Below are 22,205 nucleotides of genomic sequence, written 5' to 3'. Positions count from 1 at the left end.
CCGATATCTCCTGACAGTGCGCGCAGGTAGTGGTCCCGGATCGCCGCGATCTGCTCGGCGGGGAACTGCGTGGTGTCGTAGGAGATGGTCAGCGTCAGCCCCTGGCCCGGCGTCCGGACGAAGGCCGTGCTGAAGGCGAAGTCGGTCTGCTCGAAGAAGTCCTGGCCCTCGATGGGCGTGGCGGCGGCGCCGTTCACGTGGAAGTCGCGGAAGTCCACGTGCGTGTCCAGCAGGCGCGCGCGACCGCTGGCCCGCTGGATCTCGAAGAGCGGGAAGTGCCGGTACGGCAGCGCCGCCACCTCCGCCTGGAAGACCCGCTGGACCAGGTCGGGCGCGTCGGCCCGCACCCGCAGCGGGACGGTGTTGAGGAACAGGCCGAGCACCTCGTCGCCGGCCTCGCTCTCCGGGCGGCTGTGCGTGAGCATCCCCGTCAGGACGTCGGCGTCGCCGGTGAGCAGGGCCATGACGCGCACGTGCGCCGCGAGCACCACCGAGCGCAGCGGCACCCGGGCGGCGGCCGCCTGCTCGGCCAGCGCCTTCGCCAGATCGCCGGGGAGCGCCGTGGCGAGCACCTCGACCTCGCGCGGCCCGCCGGTGGGGTAGCCGGGCATCCGGGGCAACCGGCCCTCCGGCGCCTCGGCGATCGCCTCCCGCCAGAACTCCGCCGCCTCCGGCCGGGCGAGCATGGCCTTCTCGGCCGCCACCAGGTCACGGAAGCGCGCCGCCGGCGGCTCCACCGGCAGGCCGGGGGTCGCGTAGCGCTCCAGCAGCTCGCTGACCAGCCTCGCGACGCTCCACCCGTCGAGGATCGCGTGGTGGAAGTAGACGGTCAGCGCGAACCGGTCGGCTTCGGGCCGCACGTGGACGCGGAGCAGGGGGGCCCGCGTCCAGTCGAACGGCCCGTACTCCGGCTCGCCGCCGGAGACGGTCAGCGGGATCTCCGCGCGGTCGTGCACGAGCTGGACGGGCTCGCTGAACCCGGTCAGGTCGAAGGACGTCCGCAGCACCTCGTGCCGGGCCGACAGCTCGTCCAGCGCCCTGACCAGGGCCGCCTCGTCGAACGTGCCGCGCAGCGTGAGCGTGGTGTGGTCATGGAAGGTCACGCCGTCCAGCTCGCTGTGGTACAGCATCCCCGCCTGGAGGGCGCTGAGCGGGTAGGCGTCGATGATCATCGCGTGAGCCTCTCTCTGTCCGCCACGCTGAGCAGGTCGAAGGCTCCCGCCGTGGTCTCCGGTACGGCCTGCCGCGGCCGCAGCACGGCGGCCAGTTCGGCGACCGCCTGATGGGTGAACAGCTGCTGCAGTTCCACGTCGTAGCCGGTGGCGCGCAGCCGGGCCACGACCTTGAGACTGCTGATGGAGTCGCCGCCCACGGCGAAGAAGGTGTCGTGCCGTCCGGCCCGGTCGAGGCCGAGAACCTCCTGCCAGACCTGCGCGACGGCGCGTTCAGCGGCGCTGCGCGGCGGCTCCCACGGCAGGTCGGCCGGGCGGTCGGGCGCGGGGAGGGCGGAGCGGTCGAGCTTGCCGTTGGGGGTGACGGGCAGGCGGTCCAGCCGCACCCACGCCGTCGGGATCATGAAGTCCGGCAGCGCGTCGGACAGGTCGGGGACGTCGCCGACGACGTAGCCGACCAGGCGGCCGTTCACGAGCTTGGCCGCCGCCGCCGTGACGCCGGGTTGCTCGCGCAGCACGGCCTCGATCTCGCCCAGCTCCACGCGCATGCCGCGGATCTTGATCTGGTGGTCGGTGCGGCCGAGGTATTCGAGTTCGCCGGTGGGTAGCCAGCGGGCGAGGTCGCCGGTTTTGTAGAGGCGTCTGCCGTCGGGTGCGGGGAGGAAGCGTTCGGCGGTGAGTGCGGGTTTGCCGAGGTAGCCGCGGGCGAGTTGGATGCCGCCGATGTAGAGGTCGCCGGGGGTGCCGATGGGGACTTCGTGAAGGTTTTGGTCGAGGACGTGCAGGGTGGTGTTGTCGACCGGCCTGCCGATGGGGACGGTCGTTTCTCCGGGTTGGCAGGGGTGCCAGGAGACGTCGACGGCCGCTTCGGTGGGGCCGTAGAGGTTGTGCAGTCCGGGCAGGTCGTGGCCGGGTGGGAGGGCTTCGCCGGAGCAGATGATCCGGGGCGGGAGCTGGACGTCCTCTTCTTCCAGGAAGGCTTGGAGCATCGAGGGGACGAAGTGGGCGGTGGTGATGTTCTCGGTCTTGATGAGGTCGCGCAGGTAGGCGGTGTCGCGGTGGCCGCCGGGGCGGGCGATGACCATGGTGGCGCCGGTGATGAGCGGCCAGAACAGTTCCCAGACCGAGACGTCGAAGGTGGTCGGCGTCTTGTGCAGGACGCGGTCTTGCGGGGTGAGGTGGAAGGTGTCCTGCATCCAGCGCAGGCGGTTGACGATCGCGCGGTGGGAGACGCCCACGCCCTTGGGGCGTCCGGTCGAGCCCGAGGTGAAGATGACGTAGGCCAGGTTGTCCTCACGCACCCGCACCACGGACGCCGGAGCCGGCCGTACGTCCGCACCGGTGACCATCAGGTCGGCGCCCGCGTCGGCCAGCATGCCACGCGTGCGCTCCGCCGGGTGCGCCGGGTCGAGCGGCAGGTAGGCGCCGCCGGCGGCCATCACGCCGAGGAGCACGACGGGCAGGTCCAGGCCGCGTTCCATGGAGACGCCGACCGGCTGGTCCACCCGCACGTCCAGCCCGGCGGCCACCGCGCGGGCTCGTTCGGCCAGCTCGCGGTAGGTCAGCCGGTCGCCCTCGAAGACCAGCGCCGTCGCGTCCGGGGTGCGCTCGGCCTGCTCGAAGACCAGCTCGTGCAGGGTTCCGCCCGGATGCTCCCGGTCGGTGGCGTTCCACCGCGAGAGCTGCTTCCGCTCCTCGTCCGGCAGGATGTCCAGACGCCCCACCGGCACGTCGGGGGACTCCACCACCGCGCGCAACAGCGCGGCGAACCGCTGCGCCAGCCGCTCGATCGTCTCCGGCCGGAACAGCTCGGCGTTGTAGACGAACCGGCCCTCCAGCAGCTCTCCCCGCTCGGCGGCGTAGAGCTCCAGGTCGAACCGGGTGGTCGTGCTGTCCGGCTCGAAGCCCTCGCCGTCGCCGCGATAGCTCTGCAGCGCGAACAGCACCTGGACCAGCGGCGGGCGGCTGACGTCGCGTTCGGGGTCCAGCTCGGCGACCAGCTTCTCGAAGGGCAGCTCCTGGTGGCCGTAGACCTCGATCGCGCCGTCCCGCGTGCGGCGCAGCAACTCGGCGAAGCCGGGGTCGCCCGCCAGCCGCGCCCGCAGCGGGAGCAGGTTGACGAACAGCCCGACCATGTCCTCGAACTCCGGCCGGGTCCGTCCGGCCACCGGTGATCCCACCGCGAAGCCGGTCGTGCCGGACCAGCGGGACAGCAGCACCTGGAAGGCGGCGAGCAGCCCCATGTAGAGCGTCGCCCCCTCGGCCCGGCACAACTCGCGGAACGCGGCCACGTCCAGTTCCACGTCGTGCCAGCCGCCCCGGAAGCTCTGCCGGGGCGGGCGCGGTCGGTCCAGGGGCAGGTCGAGCACCTGCAACCCGTCCAGCTCGGCGCGCCAGAACGCCAGGTCGCCGGCCAGACGGTCGCCGCTCAGCCGCTCCCGCTGCCAGGCGGCGTAGTCGCCGAAACCCAGCCGCGGTCCGCTCTCCGGCGGTGTCAGCAGCTCGCGGAGGATGAGATCGGCCGACCAGCCGTCGGCGACGATGTGATGGACCGCCACCAGCAGCGCGTGGTCGTCGGGCGCGAGCCGTACCAGGGTGGCGCGCAGCAGCGGGCCGTCCGCCAGCTCGAAGGGGAGCGCGGCGTCGGCGCTGAGCACCTGCCTGGCCGCCGCCTCGCCCGTCACCTCCACCACGCGCAGCGGCACCCGCACCCGGTCCGCCACCCGCACCTCCGGCCGCCCGTCGGGGCCGGCGGGGAAGGTCATGCGCAGGCTCTCGTGCCGGGCGACCACGGCGTCCAGCGACTTCCGCAGCCGTTCGGCGTCGAGCGGGCCGCGCAGCCTGGCCGACACGGGCAGCACGTACGCGCTCGTCCCGGGGGCGAACTGCTCCATGAACCACAGCCGCTCCTGCGCGAACGACAGCGGCGGATCGCTGCCCTCGGCGCGTCGCGGGATCTGCTCCGCGGCGCCCAGGCCCGCGATCGCCTTGCGGAAGCGGGCCTGCACGCGCGCCTGCCGTTCATCCACGCTCGTCGGCCTCCTCGGCCAGGTGTTCCAGGGCCGCGGCCAGCAGGCGTGGCGTCGGGTGGGTGAAGGCCAGCTTGAGCGGCACGTCCAGCTCGGTGGCCGCGGCGATGCGCGCCGTGGTCCTGGTGGCCAGCAGCGAGTGGCCGCCGAGCTGGAAGAAGTCGTCCAGCGCGCCCACCCGCTCCAGCCCCAGCACCTCGGCCCAGACCAGGCAGACGAGCTCCTCGGCCGCGCCGGCCGGCGGCTCGTAGGCGGCGCTCCGCGGCCGGCCCGGCGCGGGCAGGGCGTCCCGGTCGACCTTGCCGCCGGGGGTCAGCGGGATGCGGTCGAGCGAGACGATCGCGCTGGGCACCATGTGCGGGGGGAGCTCGGCGGCGAGGTGCTCGCGTAACGCGTCCCCGGCGTCGTGGACGGCGTAGGCGATCATGCGGTCGTCGTGGACCACCACCGTGGCCTGCCGCACCGACGGGTGGGCGAGCAGCGCCGACTCCACCTCGCCCGGCTCGACGCGGTAACCGCGCACCTTCACCTGCCGGTCCAGGCGGCCGAGGATCTCCAGACTGCCGTCCAGGCGGAAGCGGGCCCGGTCGCCGGTGCGGTAGAGGCGCGAGCCGCCGGGGCCGGGGACGAAACGCTCGGCCGTGCGAGCGGGCGCGCCCCGGTAGCCGCGGGCCAGGCCGCCGCCGCCGATGTGCAGCTCGCCCGCGACGCCGGCCGGCACCGGGAGCCCGTCGGGGCCCAGCACCTGGAGCGTGGTGCCGGGCAGGGCGACGCCGACGGACGGGCGGCGCAGCGCCTCCGAGGGGTCCATCTCGGCGGTGGCGGCGATGATCGTGGCCTCGGTGGGGCCGTAGCTGTTGACCAGGCGGACGCCCCGGGGGCCGGACGCGTACCAGGCGGCCAGCGCCGGGCCGGGCAGCGGGTCGGCGCCCAGGATGACCAGCCGCAGGCCGGGCGGCCATTCGACGCCCATGGCCACCAGCTCCTGCCAGTACGACGTGGGCAGGTCCAGCACGGTGAGCGCGGCGCCCTCCGGGGTCTTCAGGAAGTCCGGCAGCGGCTCGTCCGGGCACAGGACGAGCTCCGCGCCGGCGGCCAGCGCCGGGTAGATCTCCTCGGCGTGCGTGTCGAAGCTCGGCGAGGCGAACTGCAGGACGCGGTCGCCCGGCCCGAGCTCGTAGTGACCGCGCATCCAGCCCACCCGCGACGCCAGCGCCTCGCGCGGCACCTCCACGCCCTTGGGACGCCCGGTCGAGCCCGAGGTGTAGATCACGTAGGCCAGCGAGCCCGGCCCCGCGACCTCGGCGTGCGGTGCCTGGGGCGACTCGCGGAGATCGTCCTCGTCCAGCACCAGGGCCGCGCCCGCGTCCGCCGCCATCCACCGCAGCCGCTCCGCCGGGTACGCCGGGTCGAGCGGCAGGTAGGCGCCGCCCGCCCGGCCGACGGCGAGCATCCCGGCGATCAGCTCCACCGAGCGTCCGGCGCGCAGGCCCACGACCGTGTCCGGGCCGACCCCGGCCGCGGCCAGGCGCCCGGCCAGCGCGGCGGCCATGGCGTCCAGTTCGGCGTAGGTGACCCGGCGGTCGCCGTGGCTCACCGCGGTCGCGCCGGGCGCCAGCCGTACCCGCTCCTGGAACAGGTCGAGCACGTCGCGCGCGGGCGGCTGCGGGGTGTCGAGGACCGGCGGCCGGTCCTCGGGCAGCATCATGGCCTCGCGCAGCGCGGACAGCGGCGTGCCCGGGTCGCGCGCGACCGCCTCCAGCACCCGCTCCCACCGCCGCAGCAACCGCGTCGCGGTCTCCTCCTCGAACAGGTCGCTGGCGTAGGACAACATCGCCCAGAGGGAGCCGTCGAACTGGGTGACGTCCAGCATCAGGTCGAACTTCGCCTGGGTCGCGCCCGGGTCGAACATCTCCGCCTCGATGCCGGGCAGCGGGAGGGCCCCGGCCTCCTTGTCCTGGATCACGAACATCGCCTGGAACAGCGGCGTCGTGCTCAGGTCGCGGCGGATGCCGAGGTCGTTGAGCAGGCGTTCGAAGGGGATGTCCTGGTGGGCGAAGGCGTCCAGGACCGTCGCCCTGGTCCGGGCGAGCAGCGTGCGGAAGGACGGGTCGCCGGACAGGTCGCCGCGCAGCACGAGCGTCTCGGGGAAGAAGCCGACGACGTCCTGGAGTTCCGGGCGGTCGCGGCCGGCGATGACCGAGCCGACCGTCAGGTCGTCGGCGCCGCAGTGGGCGCCCAGCAGGAGCTGGTAGGCGGCCAGCAGGACCATGAACAGCGTGCCGCGCTCGTCCCTGGCCAGCTGCTCCAGCCGGGCCGTCAGCTCGGGGCCGATGCGCCGCGCGCAGTAGTCGCCGCTGGCCACCCGTACGGCCGGCCGCGGCCGGTCCGTGGGCAGGTCGAGCGGCTGCACGCCGTCGAGCTTGGCGCGCCAGTAGTCCAGGGACTCCCGCGACGGCTCGCGGCCACGCTGCCAGGCCGCGAAGTCGCGGTAGTCGATCGACGGAACGCCCAGCCCGGCCGCGTTCCCGGTGTAGCAGGCGGCCAGCTCGGAAAAGATGATCTTCAGCGACCAGCCGTCGGCCACCAGGTGGTGCAGGACCAGGCAGAGCACGTGATCGGTGGCCGACAGCGTGATCAGGTGCACCCGCACCAGCGGCCCCGTGGCCAGGTCGAACGGCGTGTTGGTCAGCTCGGCCACGATCGCCGTGGCGCGGGCCTCGCGTTCGGCGGCGGGCAGGTCCGCGAGGTCCACCAGCACCGGATCGAGCTTCAGCGCCGGCTCCACGACCTGGACCGGGCTGCCCTCCACCGCGGGGAAGCGGGCCCGCAACATCGGGTGCCGCGCCGCCACGGTGGCCAGCGCCCCGGCCAGGTCACGGATGGACAGCTCGCCGCGCAGCCGCTGCACCATGTACATGTTGTAGGAGGCGTCGGCGGGGTCGAGCCGCTGCAGGAACCAGAGCCGCTCCTGCCCGTAGGAGAGCGGCGCCGGCGCGTCCGGATCGCTGCGCGGGGGGATCCCGGCGGGCCGGGCCTTCGGCTGCCGCTGGAGCCTGCGCTCCAGCGCCGCGCGCTGCTCCGGGCTGAGGCGGGCCAGCCGCCCTCTCACCTCGCTCATCCGTCCGCGTCCTCCGCCAGCAGATCGTCCAGCTCGACGTCGCCGAGCTGGAGTTCCAGCACGGCCAGCGCCTGCTCGGCCACCGTGGTGAGCTCGAAGCAGACCCGCAGGTCCATCTCGATCCCGTACGCCTCCCGATACCGGGTGATCAGCAGGACGGCCAGCAGCGAGTGGCCGCCGAGCGCGAAGAAGTCGTCCTCGACGCCCACCCGGTCACGGCCGAGCAGCTCGCCCCAGAGCGCGCACAGCTCCTCCTCCAGCGGCGTCTCCGGCGCGACATAGGTGGTGCCGAGATCGCTGCGGCCGGGCCCGGTGGGCGGCGGCAGCGCGGCACGGTCGAGCTTCCCGCTCGGGCTCAGGGGGAACTCGGTGACCTGCACGAACGCCTGCGGCACCAGCGCCGCCGGCAACGTGCGCGCCGGTCCGGTGCGCAGCTCGTGCGACAGCCGGCTCGGCTCGCCCGTCCAGTCCACGTAGGCCACCAGCCCGCGGCCGCCCGGCGCGTCGTCGCGCAGCGCCACGGCGACCCCGCGCACCCGCGGGTCCGCGGCCAGCGCCGCCTCGACCTCGCCCAGCTCGACCCGCCAGCCGTGCACCTTCACCTGGTCGTCGATGCGGCCGAGGAACTCCAGCTCCCCGTCGGCGCGCAGCCTGGCCAGGTCGCCGGTGGCATACAGCCGCGCGCCCGGCGGGCCGTACGGGTCGGGGACGAACCGCTCGGCCGTCAGCCCCGGCCGTCCCGCGTAGCCGCGGGCCACCTGGACGCCGCCGATGTGCAGCTGCCCGGGCACGCCGACGGGCATCGGCTCCAGGCGCTCGTCGAGCACGTGCAGGCGGCAGCCGGGCATCGGGCGGCCGATGGGGATCACCGTCTCGCCCGGCCGGCAGGCGTGCCAGGAGACGTCGACGGCCGCCTCGGTGGGGCCGTACAGGTTGTGCAGCTCCACGCCGGGCAGGCGCTCGAAGAAGCGGGCCGCCGTCCTGGGCGGCAGCTCCTCGCCGCTGCACACCACACGCCGCAGGGACGTGCACGACTCGATGTTCGCCTCCTCCAGGAAGAGGGCGAGCATCGACGGCACGAAGTGCATCGTGGTCACCGCGTGCCGCTTGATCAGGTCGCGCTGGTGGCCGGGGTCGCGGTGGCCGCCCGGCCGCACCGGGACGAGACAGGCGCCCTGCAGCAGCGGCCAGAAGAACTCCCACACCGACACGTCGAAGCTGGTCGGCGTCTTCTGCATCACCACGTCGCCGGCCGTCAGGCCGAACGTCTCCTGCATCCAGGCCAGCCGGTTGACGATGCCGCGATGGGTGTTGACCACGGCCTTCGGCCGGCCGGTCGAGCCCGAGGTGTAGATCAGGTACGCGGCGTCGTCCGGCCCGGTCACCGGGTCGAGGTCGCCGGAGCCGAGGTCGTGGTCGTCCTCCAGCAGCACCGCCTCGACCGGCCCGAAGGACGGCAGGTGGCGCTGGGTGAGCAGCACCCGCGCACCGGAGTCGGACAGCATGAACTCCAGCCGGTCCCGCGGGTACTCCGGATCCAGCGGCACGTACGCCCCGCCCGCCTTGAGCACGGCGAGCAGCGCGACGACCAGCTCGGGCGAGCGTTCCGCGCAGACCGCGACGGGCCGGCCGCGCTCCACGCCCATCTGCCGCAACCGCCGGGCCAGCCGGTTGGCGCGGCCGTTGAGCTCGGCGTAGCTGAGCGTGACGTCGCCGAAGAGCACCGCGGGGGCGTCCGGGGTCGCGGCGGCGCGGGCCTCGATCAACGTGTGCAGGGTGCCGGGCGCGGCCTGCGGCCCGCCGTTCCCGAGGGCCAGAACGCGCGCACGCTCGTCCGCGGCGAGCACGGGGAGCGTGGGGACCGCCCGGTCGGGGTCGGCGGCGGCCGACTCGACCAGCGTGCGCAGGTTCGCCTCGAAACGTTCGATCGTCTCGGGGTCGAACAGGTCGGTGGCGTACTCCAGGCGGGTGTGCAGCAGCCCGTCGCGCATGTTGACGTCGAGCTGGAGGTCCACCTTGGCGGTGCCGTTGGCGATCTGCCCCTCGTTGGTGCGGATCGCCAGGTTGAACATCACCTGGTAGAGCGGCGGCACGCTCAGGTCCCGGGCCGGCTGCAGGTCCTCCACGAGCCGCTCGAACGGCAGCTCCTGATGGTCCAGCGCCTCGGCCACCGTCGCCCGCACGCGCCCGGCCGCCTCGCGGAAGCTGGGCGCGCCCGACAGGTCCACGCGCAGCGGCACCGCGTTGACGAACATGCCGATGACCGGCTCGGTCTCGGGCAGCAGCCGGCCCGCGACCGGCGTGCCCACCACGATGTCGTCGATCCCCGACCAGCGCGACAGCACGGAGGCGTACGCGGTGAGCATCACCGTGAACAACGTCGTGTTGAGCTCCTTGGCCAGCCGCTCCACGCCCGCCGACAGCTCGGGGGAGTAGGCGCCGAGCCGGATCCCGCCCCGGTAGCTGCGGCGGGCCGGCCGCGGCCGGTCGCCCGGCAGGGCGAGGTCGGCGGGCACCCCGGCCAGCCGTTCGCGCCAGTGCACCAGCTCGGTTTCCAGGAACTCGCCGGACAGCCTGCCGCGCTGCCACACGGCGAAGTCGGCGAACTGGATCGGCAGCTCGGGCAGCTTCGGCGACCGGTCCTCGCCGAGCGCGTCGTAACACTCCTCCACCTCGTCCATGAACACCATGGAGGAGACGCCGTCGAAGATCGTGTGGTCGAAGACGACGGCCAGCCGCAGGTCGTCCTCGGCCAGCTTGACGTGCCTGCCGCGGTACAGCGGCGCCCGTTCCATGTCGAACGGCAGCACCGCGTCCGCCCTGGCCAGGCGGGCCAGCTCCGCCTCGGCGGCGGCCCGCGGAAGGTGGCTCAGGTCCGTCTCGGTCAGCGCCGTGGGCGGCGCGCCGGGGTGGACGATCTGCACGACCTGCCCGTCCCGGAAGTCGAACGTGGTGCGCAGCGCCTCATGACGCCGCACGACCAGGTCGATCGCCCGCTCCAGCCGGCGGGGGTCCACCGGCTGCCTGGCCGCCATCGGCATGACCATGCCGATGTTGTAGACGGCCAGATCGGGCTCGAAGCGCGAGAGGAACCACATCCGCTCCTGGCCGGAGGATGCGGGAAAGGCATCACTCACTGTCCATGGCCTCTCGCAGACTCTTCGGCCGCATGTCGGTCCACACCTGCTCGATGTGCGCCAGACAGGCGTCCTTGGTGCCGGAGAAACCGGCGTCGTACCAGCCGGAGGGGTTGTCCCGGCCGGCGGGCCAGATGGAGTACTGCTCCTCGTCGTTGCGTACGACCTTGGTGTCCGTGCTGATCTCTGTGCTGGTCTCTGGGCTGGTCTCTGTGCTCATGCGGAACTCCGGGGGAGGCGGGGGATGGTCTGGGTGGCGGGCCCGGCGGGGGCGGCCTCGGGGGACGCGGCCGTGGCGGCTTCGATCAGGGCGGCGACCCCGGCCACGGTCGGCTCCTCGAAGAGGTTGCGCATCGGCAGCCGGACCCCCAGCTCCTTGCGGATCAGGGCGATCAGCTGGACCGCGATGAGCGAGTTGCCGCCCAGCTCGAAGAAGTCGTCGTCGACGCCGATGTGGTCGCCGCCGAGCACCTCGCCCCACAGGCGGGCGATCGTGGCCTCGGCGTCGTTGCGCGGCGCGACGTAGCCCTCGGCGGGCGCCTTGTCCTGCCGGTCGGCGACCGCCGCCGGATCGAGCTCGCTCTCGACGGTCTCCTGGGTCAGCGAGCCGACCCCGGCGACGAGCTCGGCCACCGTACTGGCCGCCACCACGACCTGGGGGCCGAGCGGCGCGGCGAGCAGCCTGCGCAGGGAGAGGGCCCCGTCGGCCGGCCTGATGCCGACCTCGTCGTCGGCGGCGGCCGCGGCCGGGGCGGCGACCTGGGACCCGGCGCTGGAGCGGACCCCGGAGACCACGGCCTCGGTGTCGATCCTGCGCAGGACGTAGTCGGAGATCTGCACCAGCACCGTGCCGTCGGGCGCGATCAACGTGACGTCGACGACCAGGACCTCGTCGGTGTCGGTGCTGGTGATGCGCAGATGGCTCCAGAACGCCTCGGGCAGGCTCCCGAACACGGTGATGCGGCCGTAGCCGAGCGGCAGGTAGTGACCCTCGACCGCGACCCAGCTGAACGTGGTGGCGGCGTCGAGCAGGGCCGGGTGCAGCCCCCACCGGTCGAGGTCGGCCATCAGCGCGTCGTTGGCCTCGAACAGGCCGAGCGCCTCCTGCTGACCGACGTGCGTGGCGGTCAGGGTCCGGTGCCAGTGCGCGCCCAGCGTGAGCAGGCCCGACAGCGGGACGCCGCCCTGCTCGTCCGCCGAGGACACGCAGCGGTCCATGATGGCGCGCAGGTCCACGCGGTCGGCGGGCGGCGGGCTCACCTTGGCCGCGGTGCCCCTGGCATGGGTGCGGTGCGAGCCGCCGATGATGCTCTGCACCTGGAACTCGGCGCCGTCCGCCTCGGGGGTGAAGAGCACCCGTACCTCGGCGGTCGCGCCGTCGGCCACCGACAGCGGTTCGACGAACACCACGTCCCGCAGCTCGACGAGCCCGCCGCCGGGCAGCACCGCCTCGGTGGCCGTCCTGGCCAGCTCGACGTGGCCGGTGCCGGGGAGCACCGGCACGTCGGCGATGCGGTGCTCGTCCAGCACCCAGTGCGTGCCGGGCGAGAGCGTGCCGCTGCACCAGTCGAGCCCGCCGATCTCGCCGGCGTGCCGCGCGTCGAGTACCGGGTGGTCGAGCGCCTTGATCCGGTCGCCGCGCTGCAACGCGACGAATCCGGCGGGCACCGCCGTCTCCACCGCCATGCCGACTTCCAGCCATCTGCCCCAGTTGACGCTGACGATCTGAGCGGCGTTCCAGCCCCGTCCGGCGCGGGCGTGCGCGTCGAGGTAGTTGTTGGCCGCGCAGTAGTCGATCTGCCCGAACCCGCCGGCCACCGCGGTGATCGACGAGCAGAGCACCACGGCCTCCAGCTCCAGGTCGCCGAACGCCTCCTGCAGCGCCAGCGTGCCGAGCAGCTTGGGCCGGAGCACGGCCTCGGCCGCCTCCCGCTCCTTGATCTGGGCCATGCCGCCGCCGGGCAGGCCGGCCGCGTGCACGAGCACGTCAACCCGGCCGAAGGCGGCGAGCGTCTCGTCCCTGACCCGGCGCATGTCCGCCGGATCCGTCACGTCGGCGGCCAGGGTCAGCACCCGCGCCCCGGCGGCCTCCATCCGGCGGATCGCCTCGGCGGCGCGCGCCTCGCGGGCCGACCGCGGCGAGCCGCCGGGCAGCCCGCTCCTGGACAGCAGGACGATGCCGACGCGGGCCCGCGCCGCCAGGTCCTCGGCCAGCGAGATGCCGATGCCGCCCAGACCGCCGGTGATCACGTACACCTGGCCGTCGCGCGGCTCGCCCGGCTCGCTGTCCACCTCCACCTGCTCGTATCCGAGCAGCCACCGCTTCCCGCCGCGCAGGGCGACCGGGGCCAGCAGCCCGGCCTCGCCGGGCTCCGCCGCGCGGCCCAGCTCGGCGGCGACGCCCCGCACCGCCGCCGCCTGGTTCGCGGCCCCGTCCGGCGCGTCGATGTGGCGGACGCGCAGCCACGGCGTCTCCAGCGGGACGACCCGGGCGAAGGCGGCCAGCGTCGCGTGCTCCGGCCTGGTCAGGTCGCCGCCGACGACGTCCATCGTGCCCGCGGTCACCAGGTCGAGCTGCACCCCGCCCGGAGGCTGGGCCGCCGACAGCGCCTGCACGAGCCCCAGGACGCCGAAGAATCCGCGGTCCTGCGCCGCCCACGTCTGCTCGCCGCCGGTGAGTGCCCAGGCGTGCACGATCCGCTCGGGGATCTCGCCGACCGCCTCGAGCAGCGCGTCGTAGTCCTCCCGTACGGCCGGCCGCACCGTGAAGTGCCCGTCGAAGGCGCCGAACGCGGCACCCGGCCGCACCTCCAGGACCTCGGCCCCGGAAGCGCGCAGCGCGTCGGCCAGGGCGGCCGAGTCCTCGTCCACGAAGGCCAGGCAGCGCGCGACCGGCGACGGCGTCCCAGGACGGGCCGGCGCCTGGTGCCAGACGGGCACGCCGTACCACCGCTCGGGCGGCAGGGGGCCGTCGGCCTGCTGCGGGTGGGCGACGCCGCCGGCGAAGGCGCCCTGCGGGTCGGGGTCGATCCAGGCGCGCTGGCGCTCCCACGGGTAACCCGGCAGCGAGACGCGGAAACCGGGGGCGCCGAAGTCGTTCAGCTCGATGCCCTGCACCCACAGCGCGCCCACGGCCTGCGAGAAGACCGCGACGTCACCGGCCCGGTCACGCGGGCCGGGCAGCGACGGCAGCGGGGCGATCGCGCCGGTGGCCAGCTGGGTGCCCGCCAGGCCGCACAGCTGGCGGCCGGGCCCGCACTCGATCATGATCCATTCACCGTCGGCCAGGAGCGTCGAGACGCAGTCGCCGAAGCGGACCGGTTCGCGCACGTGCCTGGCCCAGTAGGACGGGTCGGTGGCCTCCGCGGCGGTGATCCAGGTGCCGGTCACGTTGGACAGGAACGGCAGGCTCGGCGCCGCCGGCCGGGCCGCCGCGACCAGCTCGCGGAACTCGCGCAGCATCGGCTCCATCATCGCCGAGTGGAAGGCGTGCGAGGTGCGCAGGCGCGTGCAGCCGATGCCCTCCTCCTCCAGCATCTCGGCCAGCTCCGCGATCGACTCCGACGGGCCGGACACGACGCACGTGCCGGGGCCGTTGACGGTGGCCACGGAGACGTCGTCGGGCAGCATCGGCGCGATCTCGTCGGGCATGAGCTGCACGGCCAGCATGGAGCCCGGCGGCAGCGCCTGGATCAGCCGCCCGCGCGCCGCGACCAGCCGCATCGCGTCGGGCAGGGTGAAGACGCCGGCGATGGTGGCCGCCGCGTACTCGCCGATGCTGTGGCCGATCATCGCGGCGGGTTCGACGCCCAGCGAGAGCCAGAGCCTGGCCAGCGCGTACTCCACCGTGAACAGGGCGGGCTGGGTGAGCGAGGTCTGCCGCAGCGCCTCGTCCGCCTCCTCGCCGGTGGCGAAGATCTGCTCGCGCACGTCCAGGACGGCCGCGCACTCGTCGATCGCCTCGCGGAAGATCGGCTCGTTGCGGTACAGCTCCGCGGCCATGCCGCCGTACTGGGAGCCCTGGCCGGAGAAGAGGAAGGCCACCTGCGCCGGCCGCTTCGGCTTGGCGCCGGCGACGATCCGCCTGGGGTCGGACAGCGCGGCCACCGCGTCGCCCGGTGAGGTGGCGACGACGACGGCCCGGTGCTTGAGCTCCCGGCGGCCCACGCGCAGCGTGAACGCGGCGTCGGCCAGGTCCGTCTCGGGATGAGCGGCCAGGTGCGCGGCCAGCCGGTCGCGCGCCGCGGCCAGCGCGGACTCCGTCCTGGCCGACAGCTTCAGCAGGTGCGCGGGCCGCTCACGGGGCAGCGGCGGGCGCGGCGGGGCCTCTTCCAGCACGGCGTGCGCGTTCGTGCCGCCGATGCCGAACGAGCTGACCCCCGCGCGGCGCGGGAAGTCGTCGCGCTCCCACTTCGTCGGCGAGGAGACGACGTAGAACGGGCTCGCCGGGAAGTCGATCTTCGGGTTGGGGCTCTTGAAGTGCAACGTCGGCGGGATGAGCTTGTTCTCCAGCGACAGCACCGTCTTGACCAGGCTGGGGATGCCGGCCGACTGGCCGAGGTGGCCGATGTTGCTCTTGACCGAGCCGATGCCGCACCACTGGGTGTCGCTCGTGTGCTGCGCGAACACGCTGGACAGCGCGGCCACCTCGATCGGGTCGCCGAGCGCCGTGCCGGTGCCGTGCGCCTCGACGTAGGTGACCGTACGGGGGTCCACGCCGCCGACGCCCAGCGCCTGCGCGATCACCGCGGCCTGCCCGTCCAGGCTGGGCGCGGAGAAGCCGACCTTGCCCGCGCCGTCGTTGTTGATCGCGTTGCCCAGGACCACCGCGCGGATGTTGTCGCGGTCCTCGATCGCCTCCGACAGCCGCTTCAGCACGAGGACGCCGCCGCCGCTGCCCCACGTCGTGCCGCCGGCGTCGGCGTCGAAGGAGCGGGTGTGCCCGTCGGGGGAGACGATGCCGTCCTGGTCGTAGATGTAGCCCTCGCCCTGCGGCAGGTCCAGCATGGCCGCGCCGGCCAGCGCCATGTCGCATTCGCCGTTGCGCAGCGCCTCGCACGCGATGTGGAAGGCCACCAGCGCGGTCGAGCACGCGGTGTGCACGGTGTAGCTGGGGCCGCGCAGGTCGAGCTTGTAGGAGGTGAGGGTGGCGCAGTAGTCCACGTGGTTGCCCACCATGACCGCCAGCCAGCCCGCGTTCTTGTGGGCCTGGGCGTTGCTGCGGATGTTGCGCCACTGGTAGGTGTCCGTCCCGGTGCCGGCGTAGACGCCGATCTCGCCCGGGTAGCGGAACGGGTCGTAGCCCGCGTCCTCCAGCGCCGTGTGCGACAGTTCCAGGAACAGCCGGTGTTGCGGGTCGCGGACCTCGGCCTCCCTGATCGACATGCCGAAGAACGCCGCGTCGAAACCCTCGTAGTCGTCCAGCGTCATGGCGGCCGGCACGAAGTTCGGGTCGGCCAGCAGGCTCTCCGCCGTGCCCAGCGCCCGTTGCTCCTCCAGGGTGTACGTGGTCAGCGACTCGACGCCGTCGGCGAGGTTGCGCCAGAACTGCTGCGCGTCACCCGCTCCCGGGACTCGGCACGACAAGCCGATGATCGCGATCGGCTCAGCCGTGGGCTCGTCCGTCATGGGGCAATCCCCTTCTCGTTGCGGTTCCTCAACCTGTCTCGCCGTGAGGCCAGGCGGCGCGCCGCCCGGTCCAGTCCCGGACTGCCGCCCGCTCCATCGAGATGGGCGGCCAGCGTCCGGATCGTGGGATGCCTGAACAGCTCCGTGATCGGGATCTCACGGCCGGTCGCCGCCCGCAGCCGGGCCTGCACGGCCGCCACGGCCAGCGAGTGGCCGCCGATCTCGAAGAAGTTGTCGTCGGGGCCGAGCCGCGGCACGCCCAGCACGGCGCGCCACACCTGGGCGACCGTCTTCTGGGTGGGGCCGTCGAGGCCGCCGCCGGCCTTCGGCTGCTCGACCGGCCGTCCGCGCAGCGCGGCGCGGTCCACCTTGCCGTTGGGCGTCAGCGGCAGCGCGGGCAGCGCCACCACCTCGCTGGGGACGGCGTGCTCGGGCAGCGCGCCGCGCAGCTCGTCCAGGACGCGATGCGCCGCCAGCCCCGGCCGGGCGGGCACCACGTAGGCGATGAGCGTGCCGCCCTCGACCCTGGCCGCGGCGGCGCGCACGTCCCGGCAGGCGGCGAGCGCGGCCTCCACCTCGCCCAGCTCGACCCGGAACCCGCGCACCTTCACCTGGTCGTCGGCGCGCCCCGCGGGGGTGATCGTGCCGTCGGGGTTGCGCCGGCCGAGGTCGCCGGTGCGGAACCGGTCGCCGGTGAAGCGCCGGCCGGTCAGCGTCGGATCCAGGTAGCCGGCGGCCAGGTGGCGGCTGCGGACGACCACCTCGCCGAGCTCGCCCACACCGGCCCGCCTGCCGTCCGGCGTCACCACGATGATCTCGCTGCCCTCGACGGGCCGCCCGATCGGCACGACCTCCGGGTACGGCTCCGCGAGCTCGTGCCACGCGTGCGCCTGCGGCGTCTCGGTCGTGCCGTAGAAGGCGACGATCCGGGCATTGGGCACGAACGCCCGCAGCCGGGCCGCCTGGGCGCCGGTGAACAGGTCGCCGCCCACGCCGGCCAGCCGCACGTCGGGCAGCGTGCCGCCGGTGCCCGCCAGCATCGCCGCGAGCTGCGGCGTCAGGTGCAGGACGGTGATCGCGTGCTCGCGCAGCCAGGTGACGAGCTTGCCGGGATCGCGGACCAGCTCGTGCTCGGGCACGAACAGCTCGGCGCCCGCCGCGGCCGGCACGAACATGTCGCGCAGCGCCGGATCGTGGGCCGGCCCGTGCAGCAGCGCGAACCGGTCGTGCGGCCCGACGGCGAAGGTGCGGACGTACCAGGACAGGAAGTGGGCCAGCGGCCGCTCGCCGGTGACGACCGCCTTGGGCTCGCCCGTGGTGCCCGAGGTCATCGAGAGGTAGCCGGGCCCCGGCAGCAGGGCGCCGCCCTCGCGCAGCTCGATCTCGCCGTCCCGCAGGACCGCCCGGGCTCCCGCCGCGGCGATCTGCCTCTCCTGGACGGCAGGGGGATAGGCCGAGTCGATCACCACCCACCGCGCCCCCGCCGCCAGCACGCCGAGCAGGATCCCCGGCAGCTCCGGCACCCGGGAGGCGACGACGGCCACCACGGCCCCCGGCTCGACCCCCGCGCTCCGCAGCGCCGCCTCGGTCCGCCGCCGTGCCCCGGCGTGCGCGTCGCCGGCCAGCTCCAGCAGGCCGGGCCCGTCCCAGGCCGGCAGCCCGGCGTCGGGGGGATCGGGGCGCACCTGTCCGGTCAGCAGCTCGCCGAGCAGCTCGACATAGCCGTCGACCAGCGCCGTCATGCGCTCGGCGGAGAACAGGTCGGGGTTGTAGACCAGCTCCAGCGCGTAACCGCCGCGCTGCTCGCCCACGTACATCGTCAGGTCGAACAGCGCGCCCGGCAGCCCCGGCCGCAGCGTCTCGCTCGCGCAGCCGGCCAGGTCCAGATGGGCCTGCGCGAAGTTGTACATGTTGAACATGACCTGCGTGATCGGGTTGCGGCTCAGGTCGCGCGGCAGCCGCAGCGACTCCAGCAGCTGCCCGAGCGGCACGTCCCGGTGCCTGATCGCCGCGTTCAGCTCGGCCGCGCACGCCGTCACCTGCTCGGCGAAGCCGCCCCGGGGGCGCAGCCGCAGCGGCAGGACCTGCACGCACATCCCCACCAGCGACTCGAACGCCACGTGCGGCCGGTCGGCGTAGGCCGCCCCCACCACCAGGTCGTCCCGTCCCGCGAGGGTGGCCAGCCGGCGTCCGAACGCGGCCAGCAGCACCGCGTACGGGGTGGTGCCGAGTTCCGCCGCCAGTTCGGCCACCCGGCCGGCCAGGTCCGCGTCCACCTCGCCCCGGCAGGCGGCGCCGCGGAAGGTCTGCGCGGGCGGCCTGGCGGCGTCCCTGGGCAGGTCCAGCACCAGCGGGGCGTCGTGCAGGCGCTCGCGCCACCAGCCCAGCGCCTGGCCGTCGCCGTTGCCGCGCAGCCAGCGCACGTAGTCGGCGAACGTGTGCTCGCCCGCCTCGACCGGCTCACCGCGATAGGCGGCCGACAGTCCGCGGAAGAGCACGTCCTGCGACCAGCCGTCGAACACCAGGTGGTGCGCGGTCAGGCAGAGCACGTGCTCGTCGGGGGCCAGCCGGAGCAGCCGCGCCCGGAACAGCGGCCCGGCGGCCAGGTCGAACCGCTCCCGCGCCTCCTTGTGCAGCGCCGCGTCCAGATCGGCGGGGGAGAGGTCGTCGACCGGCAGCGGGACGTCCCGCGGCGGTGCGACCGTCACGTCGGGGATCCCGTCGCGCGAGCCCACCCGCCAGCGCAACGCCTCGTGGGCCGCCACCACGGCGGTGAGCGCCCGCCGGAGCGCGGCGACGTCGAGCGGGCCCCGGATCCGCTCGGCCATCGCGATGTTGTGCGCGGCCGACTCGGGCGCCAGCTGCTCGACGAACCACATCCGGCGCTGGGCGGGGGAGAACGCGGGCGGGCTGCCGGTGGGCGGCGCGGCGGCGGTCGCCCGCTCCGCATCCGCCACGAGCGCGCGCAGCGCGCCGTAGGTCCTGCCCTCGTAGACGTCCTGGACCGACACCACCCGGCCCAGCTCCGCGCGTACCGCGGCCACCAGCCGCATGGCCCGCAGCGAGTGGCCGCCGCGCTGGAAGAAGTCGTCCTCGTCGTCCGGGACGGGCGCCTCCAGCACCCGCGCCCAGATCCCGGCCAGCCCGCTCGCCGTTCCCCGCTCCCGCTGGGACTGTGCCCGCAGGGCGGCGAGGTCCACCTTGCCCGAGGCGTTCAGCGGGAGGAGGGGCAGCCGGACCAGCCTGGTCGGCAGCATGTACGGCGGCAGCCGCACCGCCAGGTCCTCGCGCAGGGTGGCCAGGTCGGGCGCGTCCTCGGGCGTCACGTAGGCGACCAGCTCGCCCGCGAAGTCCACCACCGCCTGCCGCACCCCGGGATGGGCGCGCAGCGTCGTCTCGACCTCCCCGATCTCCACGCGCTGCCCCTGGACCTTCACCTGGCGGTCGAGGCGGCCCATGAACGCGATCTGGCCGTCCTCCTGCCAGGCCACGTGGTCGCCGGTCCGGTACAGCCGCGCTCCCGGCTCGTCGGAGAACGGGTCGGGCACGAACCGTTCGGCCGTCAGCGCGGGCCGGTCCAGGTACCCGCGGCTGACCTGCGGGCCGCCCACCAGCAGCTCGCCGGGGACGCCCGGCGGGCACTCGTTCATGTCCTCGTCGACGATGTACGCCCGGCAGCCGCCCAACGGCCGGCCGATCGGCAGCGGCCGCTCCCACACGCCGTGGAACTCGCCGCCCACCACGACGACGGTCAGCTCGGTCGGGCCGTACAGGTTGTGGAAACGCGTGTGCGCCGACCAGCGCGCCACCTGCTCGGGCGGGGGCGGCTCGCCCGCCGTCACCACGTCCCGCAGGTGCGGCAGCCGGCTCGGGTCCACCAGCGGCAGCAGCGCGGGCGGGAGGTAGCCCCAGGTGACGTCGTGCTGCTCCAGGAAGTGCTGCAACCGGGCCGGGTCCACGCGGTCCTCGTCCGGCACGAGCTGCACGCAGCCGCCGACGGTCAGCGGGAGCACCATGTCCATGATCGAGGCGTCGAAGCCGAGCGCGGAGAAGGCCATCGAGCTGCAGCTCGCGTCCAGGCCGAAGCGCGCGACGGTCGCGGTGACGAAGAAGACCGCGTTGGCGTGGCTCACCACCACGCCCTTGGGGCGTCCGGTGGAACCGGAGGTGTAGATCACCCACGCCGCGTTGCCCGCGACGGCGCCGCTCTCGCGGGGTTCGGCCGGCCCCGGCTGGAACGCGTCGACGAGCGTGGCGGCGCAGCCGTCCAGGAGCTCGTGGCCGCGCTCGTCCACGACGACCACCGCGATCCCGGCGTCCGCCAGCACCTCCTCCAGCCGCCGGCGCGGATGCCCCGGATCCAGCGGCACGTACGCCCCGCCCGCCAGATGGACGGCCAGCACCGCCACCGGCATCAGCGGAGTACGGCGGGTGCACAACCCCACCCGCGCCTCCGGCCCGACGCCGAGCTCGCGCAGCCGGGCCGCCAGCGCCCATGCCCGCTCGACCAGCTCGGCATAGGTGAGCACGTCGTCCCACTGCCGGACCGCCGGGGCGTCCGGGGTCCGCGCGGCCTGAGCCGTGATCAGACTGCTGAGGAGTGTCATCCTGCGGCCTCCACACCCGGCCGTACCAGCCGGCCTTGCCGTACCGTCTCGAAACGCAGCAGGAAGCGCGGCGCGCGCACGGCGATCGCGGCCATCGCCCGGCCCAGCGGCAGGTGCGTCACCCGCCACCCCGCCAGCCGCTCCGCCAGCCACTCCGCCGTCGGCGCCGCCTCTGGATCCACTTCTGGGCCCACTTCTGGGGACGCCTCGGGCACCCACGCCCGGCCCGGACGCTGCCCCGCGAACCCGAACCGCGCCGGATCCACCCGCAGCCCGTCGCCGGACGCCTTCAGCAGCGCCTCCTTGGCCGTCCACGTGCGCAACGCGCTGTGCAACCGCAGTTCCTCGGGCAGCGCGGCGAACTCGTCGCGCTCCCGCTCGTCCAGCATCCGCTCGAAGAACGTCTGCTCGTTCGCCGGCGGGCGGAAGCGCTCGAGGTCGGCGCCCACCTCCCGGCCGGTCGTCAGCGCGACCAGCACCAGCCCGCCCGACTGGCCGACGCTGTAGGTGAGCTCGGTCCCGCCGTACGGCAGGCCGCCGGACCGGCCGGGCGGCTCGGCCACGCCCGGCTCCGCCCCGTACTCCCTGAGCAGCCGCCGCAGCAGCACCGACCTGCCGACGAACCCGCGCCGACCGTCCTCCTGCCGGAACCTGGCCGCCCGCGCCGCCTCCCGCGGCGACAGCTCGTCGAGGGCCGCGCACATCTCGGGCAGTTCGTCGAGGTCGGCCAGCCACACGTGCACCTCGTCCGCGGCCAGGCTCCGCTCGGGGCCGGTCGCGATCGTCCGCGCCACCTCCTCACCGTGCGTGGCGAGGAAGAGGTGCGCGGCGTCGAGCGTGTGCAGGCGGAAGGTCGAGGAGGTGTGGCGGGCCCAGGCGAGCATGGTCGGGTGGGTGACCTCCTGGTCGTGCGCGCCGGCGAAGGCGACGATGGGCACGTCCAGGGGCTCCTGGCGGGTGAAGCGGTAGTGGCGCAGCCACTCCATGTCCGTCCGCAGGGCGGGGATGAGCAGGGCTTTGACCTCGGGCTGCGTTCGTAACTCCGCGGGCGCGCCCAGCCGCAGGATCAGCTCGTCGACCAGGTCCTCGTCGCCCAGGCCCGTCCACCGGCCCAGCGTCTCCTGGCGCTCCGGCGGGTGCGCGGCGCCGACGTAGAGGCATTCGGGCGCTCGTACGCCGAGCCGCCGCAGCTCGCGGACCACCTCGAAGGCGACCCGGCCGCCCATGCTGTGCCCGTAGATCGAGTACGGCGTGCGCAGCCGGGCGACGGCGGCGGCGACGGACCGGGCGATCAGCTCAGGGGAGAGTGCTCCGGGCTCGGCCACCCGGCCCTCCCGGCCGGGCAGCATGGCCACCCGGACGTCCAGGACGCCGTCGAACGCCTGCCGCCACGCCCAGAAGGCGGTGACGTCCCCACCGGCGTAGGGGAGGCAGAAGAGGGTCCGAGCGCCGGGCGGGTATCGCGTCAGCGAGGCGAACGGTGTCTCGGACAGCGGCTGTTCTTCTGGCAT

Annotated in this window: 8 protein-coding genes (1 of these 8 only partly in view); all 8 read right to left on the bottom strand. The window is 74.3% G+C overall.

Going from position 1 to position 22,205, the window contains the following annotated elements; all coding sequences use genetic code 11:
• Tightly spaced (each overlapping or abutting the next), the 8 genes in view from ABZ459_RS20025 to ABZ459_RS19990 form a layout consistent with a single transcriptional unit that may run on beyond the window.
• Nucleotides 1–1,172 carry the 5' portion of an amino acid adenylation domain-containing protein gene (locus tag ABZ459_RS20025; RefSeq protein ID WP_357971954.1) on the bottom strand. It extends 2,452 nt beyond the left edge of the window, so only the first 1,172 of its 3,624 coding nucleotides appear in the window; it begins with the start codon at nucleotides 1,170–1,172; its stop codon lies beyond the left edge, outside the window.
• The gene (locus ABZ459_RS20020) at nucleotides 1,169–4,201 is read right to left on the bottom strand and encodes an amino acid adenylation domain-containing protein (RefSeq protein WP_357971952.1); all 3,033 of its coding nucleotides are present in this window, start codon (nucleotides 4,199–4,201) and stop codon (nucleotides 1,169–1,171) included. The genes ABZ459_RS20025 and ABZ459_RS20020 overlap by 4 nt, the downstream gene beginning before the upstream one ends.
• Nucleotides 4,194–7,322 carry an amino acid adenylation domain-containing protein gene (locus ABZ459_RS20015; RefSeq protein ID WP_357971950.1) on the bottom strand — a complete coding sequence of 1,043 codons (3,129 nt, stop codon included), beginning with the start codon at nucleotides 7,320–7,322 and terminating at the stop codon, nucleotides 4,194–4,196. The genes ABZ459_RS20020 and ABZ459_RS20015 overlap by 8 nt, the downstream gene beginning before the upstream one ends.
• On the bottom strand, nucleotides 7,319–10,459 hold the full coding sequence (locus ABZ459_RS20010) for an amino acid adenylation domain-containing protein (protein WP_357971948.1): 3,141 nt from the start codon (nucleotides 10,457–10,459) through the stop codon (nucleotides 7,319–7,321). The genes ABZ459_RS20015 and ABZ459_RS20010 overlap by 4 nt, the downstream gene beginning before the upstream one ends.
• Nucleotides 10,452–10,679: an MbtH family NRPS accessory protein gene (locus tag ABZ459_RS20005; protein WP_357971946.1), complete on the bottom strand. Its 228-nt coding sequence runs from the start codon at nucleotides 10,677–10,679 to the stop codon at nucleotides 10,452–10,454. Before ABZ459_RS20005 ends, ABZ459_RS20010 begins: the two co-directional genes overlap by 8 nt.
• Entirely contained in the window at nucleotides 10,676–16,087 is a 5,412-nt protein-coding gene (locus ABZ459_RS20000) for an SDR family NAD(P)-dependent oxidoreductase (RefSeq protein WP_357971944.1), read from the bottom strand. Before ABZ459_RS20000 ends, ABZ459_RS20005 begins: the two co-directional genes overlap by 4 nt.
• Nucleotides 16,084–20,694 carry an amino acid adenylation domain-containing protein gene (locus tag ABZ459_RS19995; RefSeq protein WP_357971942.1) on the bottom strand — a complete coding sequence of 1,537 codons (4,611 nt, stop codon included), beginning with the start codon at nucleotides 20,692–20,694 and terminating at the stop codon, nucleotides 16,084–16,086. Before ABZ459_RS19995 ends, ABZ459_RS20000 begins: the two co-directional genes overlap by 4 nt.
• Complete coding sequence (locus ABZ459_RS19990) at nucleotides 20,691–22,205, bottom strand: thioesterase domain-containing protein (protein WP_357971940.1); 1,515 nt, start codon at nucleotides 22,203–22,205, stop codon at nucleotides 20,691–20,693. Before ABZ459_RS19990 ends, ABZ459_RS19995 begins: the two co-directional genes overlap by 4 nt.

The organism is Nonomuraea sp. NPDC005692 (assembly GCF_040631115.1).
Taxonomy (GTDB): domain Bacteria; phylum Actinomycetota; class Actinomycetes; order Streptosporangiales; family Streptosporangiaceae; genus Nonomuraea.
The sequence above is the reverse complement of the archived record's forward strand: the minus strand, read 5'-3'. Positions and strand labels throughout refer to the sequence as shown.